General features: G+C 59.8%; 10 protein-coding genes and 1 pseudogene. 1 reads left to right on the plus strand and 10 read right to left on the minus strand.

Annotated features, from left to right (window positions below):
- Nucleotides 1-10: 10 nt before the first annotated feature.
- The 3 genes from BJP61_RS21315 to BJP61_RS21325 are packed head-to-tail and all read right to left on the minus strand — an operon-like array spanning nucleotide 11 to nucleotide 2,372.
- Nucleotides 11-394: a VOC family protein gene (locus BJP61_RS21315; protein ID WP_171999676.1), complete on the minus strand. Its 384-nt coding sequence runs from the start codon at nucleotides 392-394 to the stop codon at nucleotides 11-13.
- 55 nt (nucleotides 395-449) lie between these two features.
- Nucleotides 450-1,145 carry a YafY family protein gene (locus BJP61_RS21320; RefSeq protein ID WP_171999678.1) on the minus strand — a complete coding sequence of 232 codons (696 nt, stop codon included), beginning with the start codon at nucleotides 1,143-1,145 and terminating at the stop codon, nucleotides 450-452.
- A 21-nt stretch (nucleotides 1,146-1,166) separates the two neighbouring features.
- A complete protein-coding gene (locus BJP61_RS21325; protein WP_171999680.1) occupies nucleotides 1,167-2,372 on the minus strand; it encodes an MFS transporter in 1,206 nt (401 codons plus the stop codon).
- Nucleotides 2,373-2,701: 329 nt separating this feature from the next.
- Here BJP61_RS21325 and BJP61_RS21330 point away from each other — a divergent pair, with 329 nt between their 5' ends.
- Nucleotides 2,702-3,232, plus strand: coding sequence for a GNAT family N-acetyltransferase (locus BJP61_RS21330; RefSeq protein WP_075192618.1), 531 nt, complete (start codon nucleotides 2,702-2,704; stop codon nucleotides 3,230-3,232).
- A gap of 3 nt (nucleotides 3,233-3,235) precedes the next feature.
- On the opposite strand, the gene BJP61_RS21335 is transcribed toward BJP61_RS21330, so the two are convergent.
- The 7 genes and pseudogenes from BJP61_RS21335 to BJP61_RS21375 all read right to left on the minus strand — a co-directional run bounded on the left by BJP61_RS21335 (nucleotide 3,236) and on the right by BJP61_RS21375 (nucleotide 20,214).
- Nucleotides 3,236-4,294 (minus strand): hypothetical protein, encoded by a 1,059-nt coding sequence (locus tag BJP61_RS21335; RefSeq protein WP_171999682.1) that lies wholly within the window; start codon nucleotides 4,292-4,294, stop codon nucleotides 3,236-3,238.
- 117 nt (nucleotides 4,295-4,411) lie between these two features.
- Nucleotides 4,412-5,121: pseudogene (locus tag BJP61_RS21340) on the minus strand (hypothetical protein).
- 148 nt (nucleotides 5,122-5,269) lie between these two features.
- Nucleotides 5,270-5,839, minus strand: a complete 570-nt coding sequence (locus BJP61_RS21345; protein WP_255485559.1) for a histidine phosphatase family protein — start codon at nucleotides 5,837-5,839, stop codon at nucleotides 5,270-5,272.
- Between the two features lie 168 nt (nucleotides 5,840-6,007).
- Nucleotides 6,008-6,379: a hypothetical protein gene (locus BJP61_RS21350; RefSeq protein ID WP_171999684.1), complete on the minus strand. Its 372-nt coding sequence runs from the start codon at nucleotides 6,377-6,379 to the stop codon at nucleotides 6,008-6,010.
- 5 nt (nucleotides 6,380-6,384) lie between these two features.
- Nucleotides 6,385-8,388, minus strand: a complete 2,004-nt coding sequence (locus BJP61_RS21805) for a VENN motif pre-toxin domain-containing protein (RefSeq protein ID WP_275940624.1) — start codon at nucleotides 8,386-8,388, stop codon at nucleotides 6,385-6,387.
- Nucleotides 8,385-18,536 (minus strand): hemagglutinin repeat-containing protein, encoded by a 10,152-nt coding sequence (locus tag BJP61_RS21570; protein WP_181954718.1) that lies wholly within the window; start codon nucleotides 18,534-18,536, stop codon nucleotides 8,385-8,387. The genes BJP61_RS21805 and BJP61_RS21570 overlap by 4 nt, the downstream gene beginning before the upstream one ends.
- Nucleotides 18,537-18,549: 13 nt before the next feature.
- Nucleotides 18,550-20,214: a ShlB/FhaC/HecB family hemolysin secretion/activation protein gene (locus tag BJP61_RS21375; protein ID WP_171999686.1), complete on the minus strand. Its 1,665-nt coding sequence runs from the start codon at nucleotides 20,212-20,214 to the stop codon at nucleotides 18,550-18,552.
- Nucleotides 20,215-20,640: the final 426 nt, after the last annotated feature.

Consider the following 20,640-nt stretch of genomic DNA (forward strand, 5'->3'; position numbering starts at 1 on the left):
GGCTCACGCATTACTGCGCAAGGTCGAGAAAGCAGACGCGCAGGCGGTGGCCGTCCGGGTCCACCACCGCGAAGGTGTAACCGAAATCCAGTTCCACCGGGCTCTGAATGGCTGTCGCCTGACGCGCCATGCACCAGAGCGTGTAAAAATGATCGACCTCTTCCCGCGCCTGCACTTTAAAGACGATTTCGCCTGCAGGCACCGGCGTGCGCTGATTCACCCCGGGCTCGACGGTATAGCAGGACCATAATCCGAGTTTAAAGCCGTTATCGAGCACGAATAAGGCGAACGTCGGCTGTTGCTCAACCGGCTCTGCGTCGAGCAGCGTGGCGTAAAATTCAGCGCTTTTCACGACGTTCTGAACGTAAAGAATAGACATATCAGCAGTTAACATGATGCTCTCCTTGTGGGTGAGCGCTGACAGTAACAGCCGGTTGTGCCAGTTTTTGTCAGTAGGTTTTCGCCTGCGCGATGCCTTCGGCGTGTTTCCACGCTTTCAGGAGCCGATAGCGCGACTGCGGGCACGGCTCGTCACTGACCGTCACCTGCGTGATGCGATCGAGACGAAAATGCCGGAACGCCTGGCGCAGCTCGCACCAGCACGCCAGCACCCTCGCCTCCTCGAAAAACCCTAACGCAATAGGCCATACCCGACGCGAGGACACCGCGCCGTTTTTGTCGGCATAGACCAGGTCGAGCTTGCGGCGTTTATGGATGGCCTTGCGAATATCCGCCAGAAACCGCAGGCGGCTGTCATTGCCAGGCGGGGCCACCATCAGCGAGGGGTAGGTAATCTGCTGCGCGAGGGTGTCCGGCAGGATGGCGCGAATTTTTGCCACCGCGTTGCGGGCCGCCGCTTCAAGCTGCGGGTCGGTATGACGCATCACCCAGTGCAGGCCCAGCATCAGGGCATCCACTTCGTGCGCGTCAAACATCAGCGGCGGCAGGTGATAATCCGACTGCAAAACATAGCCAATCCCTGCGCTGCCTTCTATCTCCACGCCCTGCGTTTTGAGCGTGTCGATATCGCGATAAATACTGCGCACGCTGACGCCAAGCCGTTCGGCAAGTGTAGCCGCCGTCACCGGGTAACGGTACGCGCGCAAAAGCTGAAGCAGTGCTAAAAGCCGTTGTGTCCGGGTCATACGAGCCTCAGAAAGGGGAAGCTACCCGTTTAACGACGCGGCGGCGCGCCGTTTTTCGGTCATCAGCGCCAGCAGGGCGACAAGGAGCGGCACCAGCGAGCACCACAGCACAGCGTTCCAGCCCACCAGGCTCAGCAACGCACCGGAGGAGAACGAGCCTGCCATCATTACGCCAAACACCACAAAATCATTGAACGACTGCACCTGGGTTTTCTCTTCCGGGCGGTGATAGTCGATAATTTGCGCCGACGCGCCGGTAAACCCGAAGTTCCAGCCGATGCCCAGCAGAATGAGCGATAGCCAGTAGTGGCTGACCGCCGTGCCGGCAAGCCCCGCCGCCACCGAAAGCGCAGTAATTGCAAGCCCGACGGCGGCGATACGGTTCGCGCCGAAGCGGCTAATCAGCCTGCCGGTAAAGAAGCCGGGCGCGTACATCGCAATCACATGCCACTGAATGCCGAGGTTCGCGTCCTGCTGCGACAGGCCGTGCATGTGCATCGACAGCGGTGCGGCGGTCATCAGAAAATTCATCACCATATATGCCACCGCGCCGCTGAAAACGGTGCGGCCAAAGCCTGGCTGGCGCACTATCTCGCGAAGCGGCCGCCCGCGCACCTGATGTTCAGGCGCGACCGGCGCGGGCGCTTTCACGCCCCAGAGCACCAGCGCGGAGACCGCCGCCACCAGCGCCTGGGCGAGATACGTGGCGGCAAACGTATAGGGCGGCCAGAGATCCATCGTGCCGGTCACCAGCATCGGGCCGACAATGCCCGCCGCGACGCCGCCGCCCATCACCAGTGACAGCGCACGCGCCCGTCGTTCGCGGGCCACGCCGTCCGTCGCCGCAAAGCGAAAAGAGATAGCGACAGCGGCATACGCGCCGCTCATAAAACCGGCGAAACAGAACAGCCAGAAAGAACCGATGACCACCGCCAGCGCCGCCGTCAGCCCGGTTAACACGCCGGTGCTGGTGCCCGCGAGAAACGCCGCGCGTCGGCCATACCGGCGCGCCAGCGCGCCAAAGGGCAAAATCAGTGCCGCCATCCCGACGACGAAAATCGTCAGCGGCAGCGTGGCGAGCGCGCGGTCGGGTGCCATCGCGTCGCCGACTATCGCGCCGGTGGCGTAAAACACCACCGAGTTGGCACCCGCCAGCGCCTGGGCGGTCGCCAGGCGGATGATATTGTTGTTCTGTTGCCCGACGGGCAGCGTTACTTCCGTACTCATTACCACTCCTGTACTCGTGGTCGTCCCACTTGATGCATGAATTCAGGAACGACCAGCCGCGGGCGCCTCCCTGTATCGGCCCGATATATCGGGCCGACGCTGTTAACCATAAACTATTTTTCATGGTTCTTCAGGGGCTTAAGCATGACGCAGCGGATAACACTGTATAAGAACCAACCCGCAGAGCATTCAACCAGCAAATCACCGTCTGCCGTCATGAGTGGCGATGCGCCCTGCTGGTTACCACCGCCATCCCTACCCGAACGGTGAGTCGCCGGCCCGGCGTTTCTGCGTTATAACGGAAGCGGCGCAACGTTAAGGACAGGCTTATGTTTTTGCAGACGGCGCGTCTGCTGCTGCGGCCCGTGACGGCGGCGGATGTGGACGACTTATTTCTGATTTACGGCGACCCGGCGACGAACGCCTTCAACCCGGCAGGCCCCTACCCGCATCGTCTGCACGCTGAGAGCGTGATGGGCCGATGGCTGGCGCACTGGCAGGCCAATGGCTTTGGCAACTGGCGCATCGCGTTAAAAACCGCGCCCGATGAGACGATTGGCTTTGGCGGGCTCAGCCTCAGCCGCTATGCGGACGTGGAAATCAACAACCTCGGCTACCGTTTTGCGACCGCGGCGTGGGGACAGGGGCTCGCGACGGAGTTCGCCCTGCGCGCCGTGCGCTGCGGGTTTGAGATCCTGGAGCTTGGGGAGATTTCAGCGGTGGTGCGCGGCAACCACCTGGCGTCGCGCAAGGTGCTGACCAACGCCGGGCTGCGCTATGTGCGCGACATTCATGATGTGCCGGACGCGCCGCCGAGCCTGCTGTATACGCTGACGCGCGACGACTGGCGCGGCGGTTGAGGGTTACCCGGCGGCGTGCGGCGGGGTTTCCGTGCCGTTCAGCACGTTATCGAGATGCATCTCTTGCCCGTGGCGACGCAGGTACGCGGTGACCTCGCGCGCCCAGCCTTCGCCGTTGCCGAGAATGGCGCGGCTGTGGGTTTCGGCATAGAGATAGCGCCGGTCCCAGAGGTTAATCAGTGTCTGGTTAATGCCGTCGATATTGCAGCCGGGATTTTTCTCCTGCTGCAATGCCAGCGCGCGGTTGACGCGCTCGCGCTGTTCTTCATTCGACGGGAACTGGCGTTCCGCGAATTCGCTCAGCACCAGGAAGGTGGGTGGAATGCCCTCTTCCATTGCCGTGTGCAGACGATAATGGCCGTCCAGCACCACATAGGATGACAGCCCGGCGATATACCAGACCAGCACCGGCGGCAGCGCGCCCTCGCGGCATTTTTTACGCCACCATTTGAGCCGCCCGGCATCCGGATCGACCGGATAACGCCCCATCAGCAGATGTCCGCCCCACCACCAGTCCACCAGCCGGACCACGTCAGGGTCGGTCAGCGAGCGAAAATCCTCGCCATACAGCGCCCAGTCCAGCCCCCAGTCGCCCGCGCTGGCGGGCGTTTTAAAGCGCCACTGGTCGATGTCAGGCGTCGCACTGAGAGCACGGGGCGCATGGGGCTGCACGGGCAGCATCGGGCGCAGCAGCCAGTTACGCGGGGCCAGCAGCGGCGTGGGCGCGTCCATCAACTGGCGTGCGAAATAGCGGCACCATTCGCCCGTCCATGCGGCCTCGCCTTTGCGTTTAATGGCTTCGATATCTTCGGAGCGCACCGGCGGCAGCAGATTTTGCTGATCGGGATGTTCGCGGTTGGTCACCAGCCAGACGCCGGAGTAATCCTTCAGGACCGCCCCCCAGAAGAGCGTCTCGCCGCGCAGCTGGAGCGCCATACGTCCGTGATGGCCGCTCAGCATCTCCAGCGCCAGACCGGCAGGCGTTTCGCCCTTTACCGTCAGCGCCAGCCCAACCCAGGCGTCGTTGCGATCGTGTAAATCTTTCCACCAGTAGTGTGTCATGCAAGCTCCCTGCGTGTGTAATAACAGACAGTGTACGACACGGGAACGTGAGGGCAAAACCGGCGTGCGCAAGTGAAAACGACACACCCGCGGCGTGCGCTGAGGGCAGAAAAGTGGTCAGAAGACCGGCGCGCGTTTTTTCAGCGCGGCGCGATGCGGGAATGCCCACAGGCACAGCAGGCTCAGGCCAATCAGCGTGGCTGACGCGCCGTAACGGCTGAGTTCAAGACCGCCATTCGCCACCGGTTTATCGAGGAAATCGCCCACTACCGCGCCAGGCGGACGGGTGAGGATAAACGCGGCGCAGAACCATACAGTGCGTGAGACCGTCGTAAAGCGGCTTGCCAGCCAGATAATCGCCAGCGCGCCGACGAACAAGAGGATGCCGCCGTCGTAACCGAAGCCTTCACTGTCTGCCGTCCAGTCGCCGAGCGCCGTGCCGAGCGTCTGGAAGAACATTATTGTCACCCACTAGAAGCTTTCGGTACGCACGTTATTCACCGAATCCACCGCGATGGTGCCACATGTCACCCGCCAGACCAGAAGCGAAAGTACGAGCAGACTGCTCAACAGCACCGTGCCGGTGAGATAGCCAATGCCTGACGAGCGGTCGGCGAAATCCGCAAGCGTGGTGCCAACCGTGGTGGTGGCAACCACCGTGAACCAGTAGATCCACTTATTAAAGCTGTGATGGTGAATTTGCACGATCACCGCCACGAGGAAGATCGCCGCGAAGATAAGCGTGCCGGTGAGATAACAGAGATCCATCGACATCGTGACCGCGTCGCCGCCGGTTTCACCGGGCGTCGTGGCGGCGATTTCATCAGTCAGAACGCGGCGGTGACGGCAGGAATTTTGCTGAGCGCAGAGGTATTGTTTTGCATAAAGTGTGCTCCGGTACGGCCCGACAGGGGCAGGATCCAGAGTGAAGTTATAGGATTAATCTTAAGGAAGACTTAAGGACGGGAAGGTTTTTTACGTTTGTGACAGGTGTCGCAAATGGGTCGCGATGCCCCACTGAATGACGTCGCAGCGGTCTGCCGTAAGCGTTAACCGCGCGTAGCTGGCGTTCGGCTGCGCATAGCGCGGGAAGTTATCGATATTGCCGTCTTTGAGGAGCGCCAGCGCGCCCTGAAGGATATGCCCGTGCGTCACAACACAGCAGGTGGAGTGTTGGGTTACGGCAAGTTTATTGTGAATAAAAGACAGCAGACGCTGCGCGGCGGCTGCGAGCGATTCCCCGCCAGGCGGTGTGAATGCGGCATCGGTTGAGAACAGCGCCTCTGCGCGGGCAGGCTCATCACGCTGCAACTGCACCCTCGACAGGCCTTCGTAATCGCCGAACGACTGTTCCTGTACCAGCGGCTCAACAGAGATCGGGCAGCCAAAATGGCTCGCGATGGCGTCACCCATATGACGTGCGCGGCCCGCAGGCGAGGTGTACACCCTGTCAACCGAGGGGAAATCGTGCGCCAGGGCTGCAAGGAGCGCAGTGGTTTCCTGCAAGCCACGCGCCGTCAGCGCGCTGTCCTGATGCCCCTGAATGAGTCCGCCGCGGTTTCACGCCGTTTCAGCATGGCGAATAAGGATAAGGTGCATGGGTTGGAGATTTAATCAAAACATCATATCGAAATATTTTAGCAAACCTTATCAAAATAACTCAATATCTGTATAACCATAACCGTGTAGAATAAAAAAATATTTAATCTGATTTTATTTTTTTAAGAAATTAATCTCCCCATATGGATACATGGGTTGCAAAAGAAAGTCGTTGTTGTAAATATATATTTTAGGGCATAAAGCTAAGACATCATCAGCATTTGCAGCGATAAGAGATAGGGTTGTTTCAAAAATAGGGACATCTACGTCATCCGCAAAAACAAAAACTTTATCATCCTTTACGACGCCACTTTTCAAAAGCTTCTGGAAGTCATTATAAATCGTATAGCTTTTGATACCCCAATCAATATATCCATTGGTGGCCCCATGCTCATATAAGATTTTAATTGCCATTTTCTCATCATTACCAGTAACGATGGTAAAGTTAGGCTTCAATACTTCCGCACACTCTTCGAATAAGGTCATGTCAATTACCTGTTCAGTTGATTAACTATATTTACGAACGTTTCTTCATTACCTTCAAATGGTATAACTATTTTTTCTGCCTTTCCAATGCCTTTACCTTTAGTATAGTTCCATATGTTAATATGCACCCCTTTTTGTGGGTCGTAATCAACTCGCCAGCCTATTTTTTTGTCATTAGATTGCCGGCCAATAACTTTACTATATCCCTCGCTAATTTCCATTCTCCCGATAACTGGTAAAGAATCCGCCCCCAATCCTCCAACGATATCAATAGCTTTATTACGTGCTCTCTCCCAATTTTTTTCCGGAGGAAGAATTTTTTCAATTTTACCAGTCTCATTGATTCCAGACTGTTTGTTGCCACCATTAGTTCCTTTGGATAAATTTACAGGCGATATTGAACTCTCGCCAAATGAAAAATATCCGCTGTCACCTGTTCCAGCTAAAGCTAATACATCATTATTACCTTTAGTACCACTGGCAATGAGCTGTTTAAACTTGTCGTATACAGACAAGACTCGTTTTATCGACGAGGCAATAGCAGGAGCAACAGAAGAAGCTTTTCCACCTTCCGGATTTTTAAATCCATAGAGTATGCCAATGATGTCTGCTGCCTGATTGATACGAATAGCTTTGGCAAATTTATCCTTCGCTTCCTGGTAACTTATGTTATGGGTTTTTGCATAATCCTCAATTGTGTAATCCCAGCTTCCAGCAGTGGTCTCTGCTATTAACTGGCTAACCTTTGCATATTCATCTTTGTTAAGATCTTTATAAGTCGTGCTGCCGAGATAACCGTCATAACTCTGCTGAAGACCTAACAGGAGTACGTTGGCTTCCTGACAGGAAGTTGAGGCTATCCCTTGTGAACAGGCATCTTTTACATATTGATCTACGACCTCACTTAAACGTTGCAGCTGATCACGCCGTTTCTCTAAGGATTCAATTTCTTCAAGCGAGCGAGGATGAAGAGCAAGTCCGGTTTCAGATAAAGCAAGTTGGATGTTGCTTTTTTCCTGGGCATCATTTCCATTTAATGCATTATTCTCAACCGCATTCTTACCGGCCTGCGCTGCGGCCTGAACACCCGCGGTATTATCGCTGACGGCTGCGCCGGCGAGCCCTGCGGCAACGGACGAGAGCGCACTGACCAGCTGTCTTTCGTCTTCCCCCAGCTGTTCCGGTTTTTTACCGTACAGATCGAGCGCCAGTTTCGCCGTCAGTTCACCGGCGGAGGCCCCGGCGGCGCCTGCCAGCGCATCTTTACCCTGCGCTTTTGCAATTACCGCGCCCGCCAGCGCGTGGGCCAGAATGCGCTGGGCGCTGTCTTCGTCGGTGTGTTTTTTCACAAACGTCGCGATGAAAGGCGCAGCGGCGCCAGCTACGGCTCCGGAGAAATCACCGTTGGCCAGACCTGCTATCGCCGCAGAGGCCGACTGCGCAATTTGCTGGTATTTTCCGCCGGTGCCGTAATCCCGGAAAGCGTCCTGATACGCCTGGGTTTGCTTAAGCTCTTCCGCGCTTAAATTCGCATTGCCGGGCACGGCACGGGCCGCTTTCAGCGCGCTGATGTTGCCTTCCGTCATCACCATGCTGGTCATCTGCCCGGCAATGTCACCGGTCATCTGCGCGATTTGCAGGCGTTTTTGTTCTTTCTCTTTGTTAAAGATCGGGCTGATGGCGTCGTTGGCATTCGCCACGTCGCGGCTCAGCGAGGCCATATCCTGTTGCTGGCCGGTTTTATCCCGGATAACAATAGTCCCTTCCGACACCGCAGACTGCGTGGTGCCGCTGGCGTGACCGCTGTTGCCGAGCCCTGACAGCATCGCCCCGCTGACGGCGGAAAGCGCGCTGCTTGCCAGCCCTATTAAAGAGCCTGACCCGGTCCCGGCACCAATCGTTCCGCCCTTATGGCTGACCTTGTAATCCGCCTTATTGCCAATATCCGTAAAGCCCAGCGTGCCGGTCTCCAGCCGGTTTTTATCCGCCGCGGCGGTTGAGCCAATCACCGCACCGGTAAGCTGCGTGTGGTTGCCAACGGAGACGTCAAAGCCCCCTTACCGGCGAAAATCCCGCTCTGCTCTGCCACGCTGTCGAAGGTACTGCGCATTTTATCCTGGGTTACGCCAAGATATCCGGAGCCGGTCATAGAGCCGAAGGTAAAGCTGCCGCCCGCATTAACGTTAGTTTGTTTGCTGTTGTAGCGGTTGCTGTCCTGCTGGCTGGCGATGGTGAGATTGTGGCCCACGTCGGCGATGACCTTCTCGCCATTAACCTGTGCGCCGTTAAGCGTGGTATCGCGCCCGCTGGCGAGCATTGCCGTACCGCCGCTGTCTACTGTCGTCTCGCTCCAGGTGGTGCCGTTGTCTTTCTCTTTGCCTTTCGACGCGTTGGCGTTGGCAAAAATACTGATGCCCGCGCTGCCCTGATTTAGTCCGAAGCTTAAGCCGATACCGCCGCCGCTGCTGCTGTTTTTACCGGTGGTTTTCTCGGTATTAGCCGCGCCGGTCAACAGTAAATTATTCGCCGCGCTGAGCGTCGCGTCTCCGCCTGCTTTGAGCTTACTGCCTCCAATCAGAATGTCGCCGCTGTTAGCGCTGTCGCCTTTACCCGTCGCCACTACGGCGAGGTTATTGGTGGCGCTCAGGGTCGAACCGTTTGCCAGCGATGTCTCCTGCTGTTGTTTTGAGCTGGATTTCTGCGTCGTGAGCGACACGCTGACCGCGATACCCCCACTTTTGTCATTGGATGCCTCAGCAAGCCGCGATGCCTGATTAGCCTGCACGCCAGAAAGCACGGCTTTTGTCGCCTGCAACCCGGCAAGACGGCTGTCGCTCTGCTCTTTCGCGGCCATCGCCGTGGTGACGGCGCTGTTAACGGCATCGCCCACCGCGCCCGAGAGCGCCACGGTCAGCCCGCTGGATTTCTGTTCGAAGGTCTCTGTGCGGGTGCGTTTATCATGCCCTGGCTCGATAATGACGCTGTCGCCGGTAAGCGTGAGGTTTTTCCCGGCCACCAGATCGGCGCCGCTGACGCGCGCCTGTTCACCGGCGGTGATGCTGACGTCGCCGCCGGTCGAGCCGACGGTGCTGACGCTCTGGCTCTGGGTCGTGCCCTTCTCTTTCAGCTCATGGCGCGTTTTGCTGCTGCCGATGGTAAAGCCGATCCCGCCGGATCCCATCAGGCCGCTCTTTTTCTTCTCCTTAAGTTGCCAGTTCGCGTCGGTATTGGTGGCCGCCACGATATCCACGTTTTTACCGGCGCTCAGCGCGACGTTACCGTCGCCTGCCACCGCCGACCCTTTGACGAGCACATCTTCACCCGCCTTCAGCGTGACGTTATCGCCACTCAGCAGCGTGCCCGCCTCACGGGTGGCGCTCTGCTCAGACACCGTATGCGTGGTGGTTTTCTTCAGGAAGCCTTTTTTAACGGTGGTTTTTTCTTTGTAGCGGTAGTCGCTCTCGGTGGCGGTCGCGAGGTTGATATCGCGCCCCGCCGTCACGCCGATATCGCCCTTCGCCGTAGCCTGCGCCGCGTCGGCGTTCATATCACGCCCGGCGACAATGACCGTGTTACCGCCGCTCGCCAGTTCCGTGCCCTGCTGACGCACAGACTCGTTAATGGTGGTTTTCTTCTTCGAGCGGTAGCTGTCGCCTGCCGTGGTGGCTTCCGCCTCCAGGTTCACATCGCGGCCCGCCTGAATACCGATATTATTTTCCGCTGCAAGAGCCGCTGCGTGGGCGTTGATGTCCCGGCCTGCGCTCAGCGTCAGGTTGTCGCCCGCGGAAACGGTCGTGCGATCGAGCCCGGTACTGTGCGTTTCGCGCTTGCCGCTGCGGTTGTTGTTGCTGGTTTGCAGCGCGTCGAGGCTGAGATCGCCGCCTGCCGCGAGCGCCGCGCTGCCGCCTGCTTTGATATCACTTGCCGCCACGCGGAGGTTATCACCGGCTTTGATGCCGAGATTGCCGCCTGCGCTGATGCTGCTGCCCTGGTACGTGACCGAAGAGCGGCTAATGTTGGTGTTATTCCGGAAGCCCGACTGCCCGTAAGCGTCGTTTACCTGGTTGGCATTCACCGCGATATCGCCCCAGGCGTTCATCAGCAGATCGCCGCCGGAGGCGAGATTCGCGCCGGTGAGCGTGATGTTTTTACCCGCCTGTAAGGCCAGGCTGTCCTGCGCGCTAATCGTCGCCCTGCTGCCGAGCGTGGTGTCTTTCAGCATGACGCTGCTGTGCTTGTTGCGCGCGTCGATGCTGGTTTGCTCTGCCAGCGTGATGTTGTTGATGCTGCCGTCGGTGCTCTCCAGCGCCACGGTTTTCCCGCTGATGGCCGAGCTGATGTTATTAATATCGCCAATGGCGCTCAGGCTCAGGCCGCCGCCTGCTTTCATCAGGCCGTCATTGAGGTTGCTGATGCTGTTCTGGCTGTCGAGTTTTAAATCCTGTCTGGCCAGCAGCGTACTGCCGCTGCTAGTGATGTCGCCGCCTTTCAGGCTGACGTTATTCCCCGCGATCACGCTGCCGTTGTTAACCGTGACGTCTTTCGGCGAGAGATAGAGTTTGGGGATCATCACCGTCTCGCCATTCACCGTGGCGGACTCCCACCAGAGAATGCTTTTATCGAGCGAGGCGATTTGCTCATGCGTCAGCGCAACGCCAAACTGCAGGCCGAGGGATTTTTGCTGTGCCGCCGCGCTGTCCATCAGGTACTGCATCTGCTGGAGATCGGAGCCGACACCGTTGAGATAGCGGTTGCCGGTCTGGTTCAGCAGCGTATTGCTGACGTAACGGGTGTCGAACGCGGCGTCGCCGAGGAAGCGGTAGTCATACTCCGGGTTGAGGTTGAGCCGCCCGAGCATATAGGACGAGCCGAGGAACTGTTTTTCATTGGTGAAGCTCGCGCGCGTTTCACGCGGCGCGGCGCCAGGCTGAACGCCCAGCAGTTTGTTGAGATCGCCGAACAGCGCCGGATCGAGCTCGCCAAGGCCGTCCAGTTTCGGGTTGACGTTGATAAGGTACGGGCTTTTCGGGTTATCGGAGACCACGAAAAAGCCGTTATTGCCCGAAGGCAGCGGATAGGCGCTGGTATCAACGGGTTTGCTTGGCGTGTTCGCCAGCGCGCCGCCTGCGATGTTGCCCGCGCTCGCCGCCGTGACGCCCGCATTCGCCAGGCCGCCCACGCTGCCGAGGTTCGCCTTGCCCGCTTTGCTGGTGGAAATATTCGCAAGCGAAGTGCCGCCCGCACTGTTTTCCAGCGCGCCGCCGCCGTTAATCTGTTGCAGCGCGCCCTGGAGCTGATCTTTCCACTCCGGCGAGTTGACGGCGACGGCCGCACCGCCTGCCAGCGCCTGTTTTTGCACGCTACCGCCGATACTTTGATGGCTCAGAGTATTCAGGGACGGCGCGGTAATGGTGTTGCTGACTTTTCCTGCGTTCGCGGTGGTGCTGGTGTTACTGATATTATCGGCAAAATTCGCGGTGACGTTACCACCGGCTTGAATAACGGCGCGGTAGAGTTCGCCGTTTTCAGTTTCGGTTGTCTTGCCAGTAAGCTTAAATTTAACGTCTCGATTGTGTTCTGTGAATTTAGTATTTTTATTGGAAAGCCCACCAACAGGAATTGGGTTTACCTGTAATGAATTATTGCCATCACTCTCGTATTGATAAACAAAGTATTCTGATGTTGTACCCGCTTGCACGCTATGATTATTTAAATGGTTACCCTGTAATCTGATATCTTTTGAAGCCAGTAAATTACTTGCCTGATTTTCAAAGGATCCTGCTGAAATAATTACATTTCCACCGGAAGATATTACAGAAGCACTACCAGCATTAACAACATCTACCTTTTTTTGGTTTATAAGAAACCTTTGTGTTGTATACTCAGCAAAAGGCACGTATGAATAATGTGTTGTATTCCATGAGTCACACCCCCCATCTTTTCCTCCACAACTTGGTCCTTCCTCATAAGTTGTATAAACAGTATATCCATATGTCCCTGATGGTAATTCCGTATAATCCACGGTTAATGTGCCATTTCCAAGCCCATTTATACTTGAACCATTAATTACTGACTCTTTTAGACTCAACCCATCCCTTTGATTCAGCAAATGCCCGGTCTTAATCGTAATATCGCCGTTCTGCGTCTCGATATTACCAGAGGTATTGACCACTTCCGCATTCGCATTGCCCGCTGCGTCTTTCTGCATCCACAGACTATTGCCCGCAAGAATATCGCCGCGCTGGTTGGTGATGCTGTTGGCATAGAGCGCGAGATTATTCGCCGCGTAGAGCAGCGCGGTATTGATGATGCTGCCCGGCGCGGTGAGCGTCAGGCTGCCGCGGGTGCCGGTAAAGCCGTCCACGGTGATATTGCCGTGGCTCGCGATATTCACATCGCCGCCGCCCTGTAACGTGCCTGCGCCGTTCAGCGCCACGCTGCTGCCGCTGAGCGTGCTCGCGCCGCTGCCGGTCGTGATCTGTCCGTTGTTGGTAAGCGCCCCGCCTGCGCTGACGTTCACCGCCTGGCCCTGTAACACGCCGCGGTTGTCGATAGCGCCATTGCTGGTGACGGTGAGGGTTTTCCCTGCCGCCAGCGCGTGGGTATTGGTAAACGCGTTAGTGAGCTTAAGCGTCAGGTTACCGAGCGCCACCAGCTGGCCCGCCGCGTCCAGCCCCGCGCTGCCAATCCACAAATCGCCGCCGGAGAAGAGCTTGCCCGCCGCCTGCTGGTTCACCTGATTTGCATTGACCGTCAGCTGGTTATTACCGAGCAGCGTGCCGTTGTTATTGAGTGTGCCGTAGTTGACCGTCAGCGCCCCGCCCTGCGCGGTGCCCTGGTTGGTCAGCGTGGTGCCGGTGAGCGTACCCTGATCCGCAAGCCAGGTGCCGCTGTTGGTGGCATTCGCGGCATTCAGGATGAGCGTCGTTGCCTGCAGCCAGCCCGCGCCGGTGAACTGCGGCGTGGTGAGCGTCAGCTGGCCGCCGGAAAGCAGTTTACCGTCGTTACGCGCGGAGGTGGTGGCGTCCACGCGAGTGTTGCCGCCGCCCTGTATCAGGCCGTTGTTTACCAGCACCGGCGTGGTCACGGCGAGCCCCTGGCGGCTGATAACCTGCCCGCCCGCGTTATTGGTGAACGCGCCGCGCGCAATGAGCGTCGCGCCGTTATCGCCCTGCAACCGGCCGCTGTTGGTGAGCCCGCCGGTGGTGATGCCAAGCGTGCCGCCCTGCATCGCGCCCTGGTTGTTTACCGCGCCTGCGTTCAGCGTCAGCGCGCCGCCGGTTAACAGTTTGCCGTTACTGGCCTGGGTGACGTCATTACCGATGGTCGCCGTCAGACCGTTGACGCCGGTGATGGCCCCGTCGTTACGCAGGCTGTTGCCGGTGAGCGTCAGATTTTTCGCCGTCCATTCGCCCTGGTTGGTCATGGCGAGCGCGTCCAGCGCCGCCGCGCCGAGCGCCGTGATTTTACTGCCCGACAGGCTGTTGAGATCGCCGGAAAGCGTGATGTTCAGGCCGTCGGCGCTCTGGATAGCGCCGCTGTGATCGAGGCGCTGCGCGTTCAGCAGAATATGTTGTCCCTGCCAGCGTCCGGCGTTGGTGACCGCGCCGGAATCGATACGCAGCGTACCGCCAGTAAGGAGCGCACCGTTCGCGCCATTGATAAGCTCACGCGCCGGTGCGGCCAGCAACATCCGCGCCATCCGCGGCTGTGGCCGGGCGGTGAGCGTCAGCGCCTGCGCGCCGGTTATGCTGCCCTGGTTGTTGATCTGGTTCTGGTACGCGGTCAGGGTGTCGCCCTGCAGCGCGCCACGGTTGGTGAGCCGCTGTCCGTCGAGCGTCAGCGCCCCCTGGCTCAGCAGGTCGCCATTGTTGGCAAGCTCACCCGCCGTGACGGTCGCCGCCCCCTGGCTTAACAGCGAGCCGTTATTGGTCAGCGTACCTTGCGTCTGCGCGCCCAGCCCGCCGAGGCTGATTAACGCGCCGCCGTGCGTCCAGGTGTCGGCATCCACCGTGACCTGCTGGCCCTGCAGCGTGCCGCCGGTGGTGAGCGTACCGGCATCGAGCGTCAGCGTCCCGCCGCTGAGCGTGCGGGCGTTCGCGCCGGTGGTAATGGTGTCGCCCGTGGCGTTCAGCGCCGTTGTGCCCTGCCACAGCCCGTTGTTGGTGAGCGTATCGGCCCGCAGCGTGAGGTTATCCGCCACCAGACGACCGCTACCGGTGAGGCTGCCCGCCGTGAGCGTCGCGTCGCCACGGCTGACTATCTGCCCGTCGCTGGTGAGGCGAGCGCCGTGAAGCGTCAGCGCGCCGCCTGAAAGCCAGATGCCGCTGGCGTCGTTCGTGAGCGTCTGCGCCGTGGCACCGGCGCTGTGCGCGCCCTGGATCAACCCGCCGTTGCGGATGGACGCCGCGCCAAGACTGACGTCTTCACCCGCCAGCGAGCCGCTGTTGGTGAGCGTGCCCGCCATCATCTGCGCGCGCCCATCGGCAATCAGCCGTCCGCTGTTGTCCAGCGCGCCGTTGAGGGTGAGATCCAGCGCGCCGGCCTGGATATCGCCGCCGTTCGTCAGGCTGTCCGCCCGGAGCGTCAGCCCGTCGTTCACCGATAGTTCCCCCTGGTTCTCCAGACGATCGAGGTCCAGCGTCAGGCCGCCGCCGGTAGTGAGTTGGCCACCGGTGCCGTTATACAGGTTGCGCGTGGTAAAGGTGAGGCTGTCGTTGCCCGCCAGCGTGCCGCGGTTGGTAACAGCCGGTGCCTGTATAGTCAGCGCGCGGGCCGCCAGCGCGCCGTCGTTAATAAGCGTCGCGGCGCTCAGGCGGGCCTGGTTCTGGCTCAGCAGTTTGCCCTGGTTATCCAGCTGCTGGCCGAGGGCTGCGGTCAGGCTGTCGGTCGCCTGCAGCGTGCCGCCGTTACGCAGGGTATCGCCGGTCACCGTGACGGCGCGCGCCTGCATCTGGCCCTGGTTGGCGAGCGTGGTGCCGTTGAGCGCAAGCGTATTGCCGCCGGTGAGCTGGCCGCCTGCAGCGTTAGTGAGCGAGTCGCCGTGCCAGGTCAGCGCGTCGCTGCCCTGGAGAAGACCGCTGTTTTGCAGGTCGCCGTGCAGCGCCAGCACTTTCGCCATCAGCGCGCCGCCGTTGTCGGCGAGCCCCGCGTTCACCGTCATCGCCTGCTGGCTTAACACGTTGCCCTGGTTGGTCAGCGTACCGGCGATGTTTGCCGTCACCCCGTTCTGCCCGAGCGCGTTACCGTCGTTGCGCCAGTCGCGCGCGGTGAGTGCGAGCGTGTCGCCCTGCAACAGCCCGGCGTTGGTGAGCGTGTCGCTCACGAGCGTCAGCGCGCCGCCCGTGAGCACCACCCCGCCCTGCTGGTTATCGAACTGTTTTCCGTGCGCCCGGATTTCGCCGGTGCCCTGCAACGTGCCGCGGTTGGTGAGCGCATCGCTGTCCAGTTCAAGCGTGGCGGCCGCCAGCGTGCCGGTGTTGATGAACGCCGGCGTGGTGAGGCGCAGCGCGTCGGTCGCGACCAGTTTGCCGCGGTTATCAGCGTGTTTTGCCAGTGTCAGCAGCAGCGTCGTGGCGCTGAGCTCACCGCCGGTGGTCAGCGTGCTGCCCTCAAGCGCCAGTGTACCGCCGGTGCGCAGCGCGCCCTGGTTGTCGGTGTCACCCGCTGTCACGTTCAGTGCGCGGTTGCCCTGCATCAGCCCCTGGTTTTGCAGTTGATCTGCGGCGATCGTCACCTGCTCTGCCGCCAGCGTGCCGCCGTTGTTGAGCGTGGCGGCACTGAGCGTCATGGCGTTGTCCGCCAGCAGGCGGCCGGTATTGTGCAACGACGCGATATCGCCGGTGAGATTCACCCCGTTGATCTCGCCACTGTTTACCAGCGACTGGCCGCGCAGTGAAAGGCCCCCATCGGTCGAGATCAGGCCCTGGTTGGTGAGCGTCGGTATAGCAAGATGCAGATCGCGGACGCTGTACAACGTGCCGCCAGAAAGGTTATCGAAACTCTCGTAAGCCAACTCCAGCGCGCGCTGGCTCTGCAACAGCCCGCCGTTCGTCAGTTGCGCGCCGCGAAGCGTCAGGTCGCCATCGGTGGTGATTTGCCCCTGGTTCGTGAGCTCAGGCAGACTGAGGGTCAGGCTGGCCGCACTGTACAGCGTGCCGCCGTTGAAGTTGTCGAGACGATCGGCGAAGAGACTGAGTGCGCGATCGCCCTGCAACAGCCCGCTGTTGGTTATCTGTTTGCCGCGCAGCGTCAGCGTGTCGCCCAGCAGAGTACCGCTGTTAGCAAGGCGTTCTTGGGCCGTCACGCGGGTGGCGGCGGCGCCAGATTTGCCGCCGTGGCTCAGGCGCTGCGCCGTCACGTCCAGCGCGCCTTTCGCCGCCTGGGTGCCGTTCAGCGTGGCGTCGCGGGCGGTAATCGTGAGATCGCGCCCGCTTTGCAGCTGCGCGCCCTGCTGCGTGGTGACGGCGTCACCGGTCAGCGTCAGGTTGCCTGCGGCCATCGTCTGGCCGTTCAGATCGGCCTCCTGCGTGGCTTCCAGCCGGATGTCGCCCTGACTGGTGGTAAGCGCTCCCTTACCGGACGAGGTGCGCTCAGTGCGGGCCTGAATGCCCTTTGTGCCGGAAAGCGTGCCGTTTTGCACGAGCGTGCCGGCGTTTACCGTCAGCGTGCCGTCGGTGAGGATTTTTGCGCTGGCGCGGTTATTCAGGCTGTCGCGGGCCGTAAATTTAGCCTCACCACGGGCGCTGATGGTGCCCTGTTGATCGAGCGTCGACGTGTTCAGCGCAAGCTCCGCGCCGCTTTGCAGCGTGCCGCTGTTGGTCACCGCGTCGCTTTCAACGTTCACGCCTTTGCCCTGCAGCGTACCGCTGTTAGTAAGGCGCGTCGTGCGGGTTTCCAGACGGCCCTTTGCCGCTATCTGTCCGCTGTTGCTAAGCCTCTCGCCGCTGAGCTGCGCACTGCCGCCTGCGCTTACCTGCGCCTGGTTGTCGAGTGCGCCGCCGTTGAGCGTGACGTCGTTTCTGGCATCAACGCGGGTGGTGTTATCCAGCGTGACGGCGTTGCCCTTCAGCGTCTGGCTCTGACCGCTGGTGAGCGTGCTGGCGGCTGAGGAGAGCGTGCCATCGGCGGCAAGCGTCATGGCGCCGTCGCTCGCAAGCGACGCATCACGGAGCGCCACATCGCCGCGGCTGCTGACCGCGAGCGCGCCGCCGGTTTTATGCTCGCCGCTGAGCGTGACGTTGTCGCCTTTCGCCGTCAGCGTACCGCTCGCGAGGCTGTTTTTAACGGCGAGCCTGCCGCTGGCGTCAAGCGTGATGTCGCCCTGGCGGGCGTTGAGATTGCCGAGGTTGACCCCGACGCCTTTGTCACCGGAGACGAGCCGGATACGGTTAGCGTACATGCCGCCGAGCGCGCCGGTATCGACCGCCACCACGGGAGCCGCGCCTTCACCGGCGATCGCCGTGCGGCTGCCGCTGGCGTCCACGCGGTTCGCACCCACCGTGACGTTCAGATCGCGCGCGTGGATAGCCGCATTCACTTCTGTCGCGCGGGAGATTATCGACAGCGCGTCGCTCTGGCTGGCGTCAAGCCCTTTACCTTCAACGGTAATGGTGCCGCGGGTGACATCGAGGGTGGCAAGGTTGCCTGCCGCGTCGAACGTCGGTTTGCCGGTAGTGAGCGTCACGTTCGGCGTATTGATAAAACCGCAGCCGTTACAGGTGATGCCATACGGGTTCGCCACCATCACGTTGGCGGCTTTGCCCGCCACTTCGGTGTAGCCGTTGAGCTGTGAACGGCTGCCGCCCGTCACTTCGTTGATAATGCCGCGCGCTTCCTGGCCCGCTCTGAGGTTCGGGTTGTTCTGGATAAGCCCGCCGAGCTGCGTCTGGTTCAGCTGGCTCGTGGCGTTGTTGAGGATCACGCCCTCCTGGCCGACGTTATAGTCCTTAAACTGGTTATGAGAGATCCCCGCCGCGTTGGGTCTGGCGATATTAACCACCGGCACGCCGTTCGCCGCTTTATCCATCCCCGTGGGGCCTGTCGGCGTCATGGCAGCCGCAAAGGCGGGTGCCACCGGCTGCCAGACCAGCAGGGAGATGATGAGGTAGCTCAGCAGACGAGCGGAAAAACGCACGGGCGGTTGACGGGTATCCATGACCTGAAGCCTCTTAAAGCGTGAATGCGATGCGATAGTTAACGGTGAAGTGGTCCGGCCCCAGCCAGTCCGGGTACTGTAACGGCGTGCCGACGGTAAGCTGGCTTGCAAACCAGCGCCCTGCGCTGCCAAGCCCGGCAGCAGCCCCCCACAGCGTGCCGCAGGCGTAACGGTCGCGTTTATCCTTCGCGAGCCAGCCGCCATCAAGCGCGGCGGTGGCGCTGACCTGGCCCAGCACCGGCAGCGTTACCAGCGTGTAGTTGAGTTCATTACGCCAGTAGCCACCGTTGTCGCCGGAGAGATACTGCTCTTTAAAGCCGCGCACGGAGCTTTCGCCGCCGAGCGTCAGGCGTTCAGCGCCGTAGAGACGATCGGGCGACCACTGCCCGTAGGCGCTGGACAGCCACCACAGATCCTGACCCAGCGGCCGCTGCCAGCTGAGGCTGAGGCTCCATTTACGAAACTGCGCTCTGGGTTCATCGCCGGTTTTGCCTTCATCGGTTTCGCTGTCAAACCACGGCATGCCACGGCTGAATGCCGGGTTGAAGGTCGCGACGCCGCCGCCGATTTTCTGGGTGTGATTGACGCCGAGCGTCAGGCTGGAGAGCTTGCGGCTGCTGCTGGCGAGCGGAGCATCATTAAGCCAGTTGCGGCTTTCACGCCGGGTCACGCCCGCCGTAAGCGCGGTTTTGATATCCCCGTTGCGAAATACGACGCGGGAAAGGTTTAACCGGTGCGTTTCGCTGTCACCGGTGGAGATCCAGGTAAAGCCCTGATTGTCGATGGTTGAGCGATAGTCGCTCCAGCTGTAGCTGTAATCGAGAAGGCTGTAGCCCCACGGGATACTGACGCCTGCCTGCAGGCTGCGGGCATCGTACGCGGTGGCGAAATCGCTGCTGCGCCCGCCGCTGACGAACCACTGTTCGGCAAGGCCAAGCACATTGTTTGCGGTGAGCGAGCCGTTGAGCTGCCCGGTGCCGGTGCTCTTCTGGCCGCTGTTATCGAAACTGACGGTGGCGCGCAGCGGGAATTCGGGCGTGGCGGTCAGGTTGACCACCGACCAGCCCGGCTCGCTGTCCGGCAGAATGTCTATCTGTACCGGCGTGGCGCGCAGGCGGTTGATCTGCTCCATGCCCTGCTCGATATCGCGCAGGTTGAGAATGTTGCCTTCAAGCCCCGGAAAGGCCATCTTCAGCATGCGCGGGGTTTCGCCTTCAAGACGGATCTGGCGCAGTCGTCCTTCCAGCACCACGATACGCAACTCGCCCTGTGTGAGATCCTGCTCGGTCAGAAAGGCGCGGCTGGTGATGTAACCGCGGCTCAGATACCAGTCCGAAACGCTGTTGACCAGCTGCGTGATGCGCGGCATATCCAGACACCGATCCCGCCACGGGCGCGATAATTCGGCCTGCGCACGGGCGTTTAACAGCGTCGCGCCGGAATAATGAATGGTGTGAATGGAAAAACACGGGCCGGATGCTGGCGTGGTCACTACCGGCGCGTCAGCGCGGGGCAGCGGCGTGCTGCGCTGCAGTTCATCGCGCTGCTGCTGGCCCTGTAATAACAGCTGCTCCTGCTGCTGGCGGACAGCATCGCGATCGGCGGGTGATAGGGGTGCCGCAAAAGCAGAAGGGAAAATCAGCGCCAGAATAAATCCATAATATATGCGAGCAGTCATCCGGTTGACCTGAAATAGTAATGAGACAGCAAAATAAGCGGCGCTATTTCGCACGTCGTTTTAAGGTTTTTCCTATAGTAATAGTTAATTACATTTTTCCACAAAGATATATTCTTCGTTCGGTTCCGGGGAATTTCATTAAGGGAAAAATAACGTCAAGACATGAGGTAAACCGCAAATTATCGCCGGAATAAAATAAGGCTGATTGGCGTTAATAAACGGATAAATAGCGAAATGGACTTTTAATGCGCTCTGAACGTTGCGTTGTTTCGCTGCTTTTCACTACTCGACTGCAACCGTCTCTGACAGGCATGCGGAGAACTCTGCAAAAGTGAACTCTGGTGATGCGACTACGCCAGCAGGAGCCTGCGCCTCGCCAGGATGTTTCTCCATTAAGTCGCTGTAATATAGGGATTAAGCATCAGG

Source organism: Cronobacter sp. JZ38, from assembly GCF_008932145.1.
GTDB classification, from domain to species: Bacteria; Pseudomonadota; Gammaproteobacteria; order Enterobacterales; family Enterobacteriaceae; genus Cronobacter; species Cronobacter muytjensii.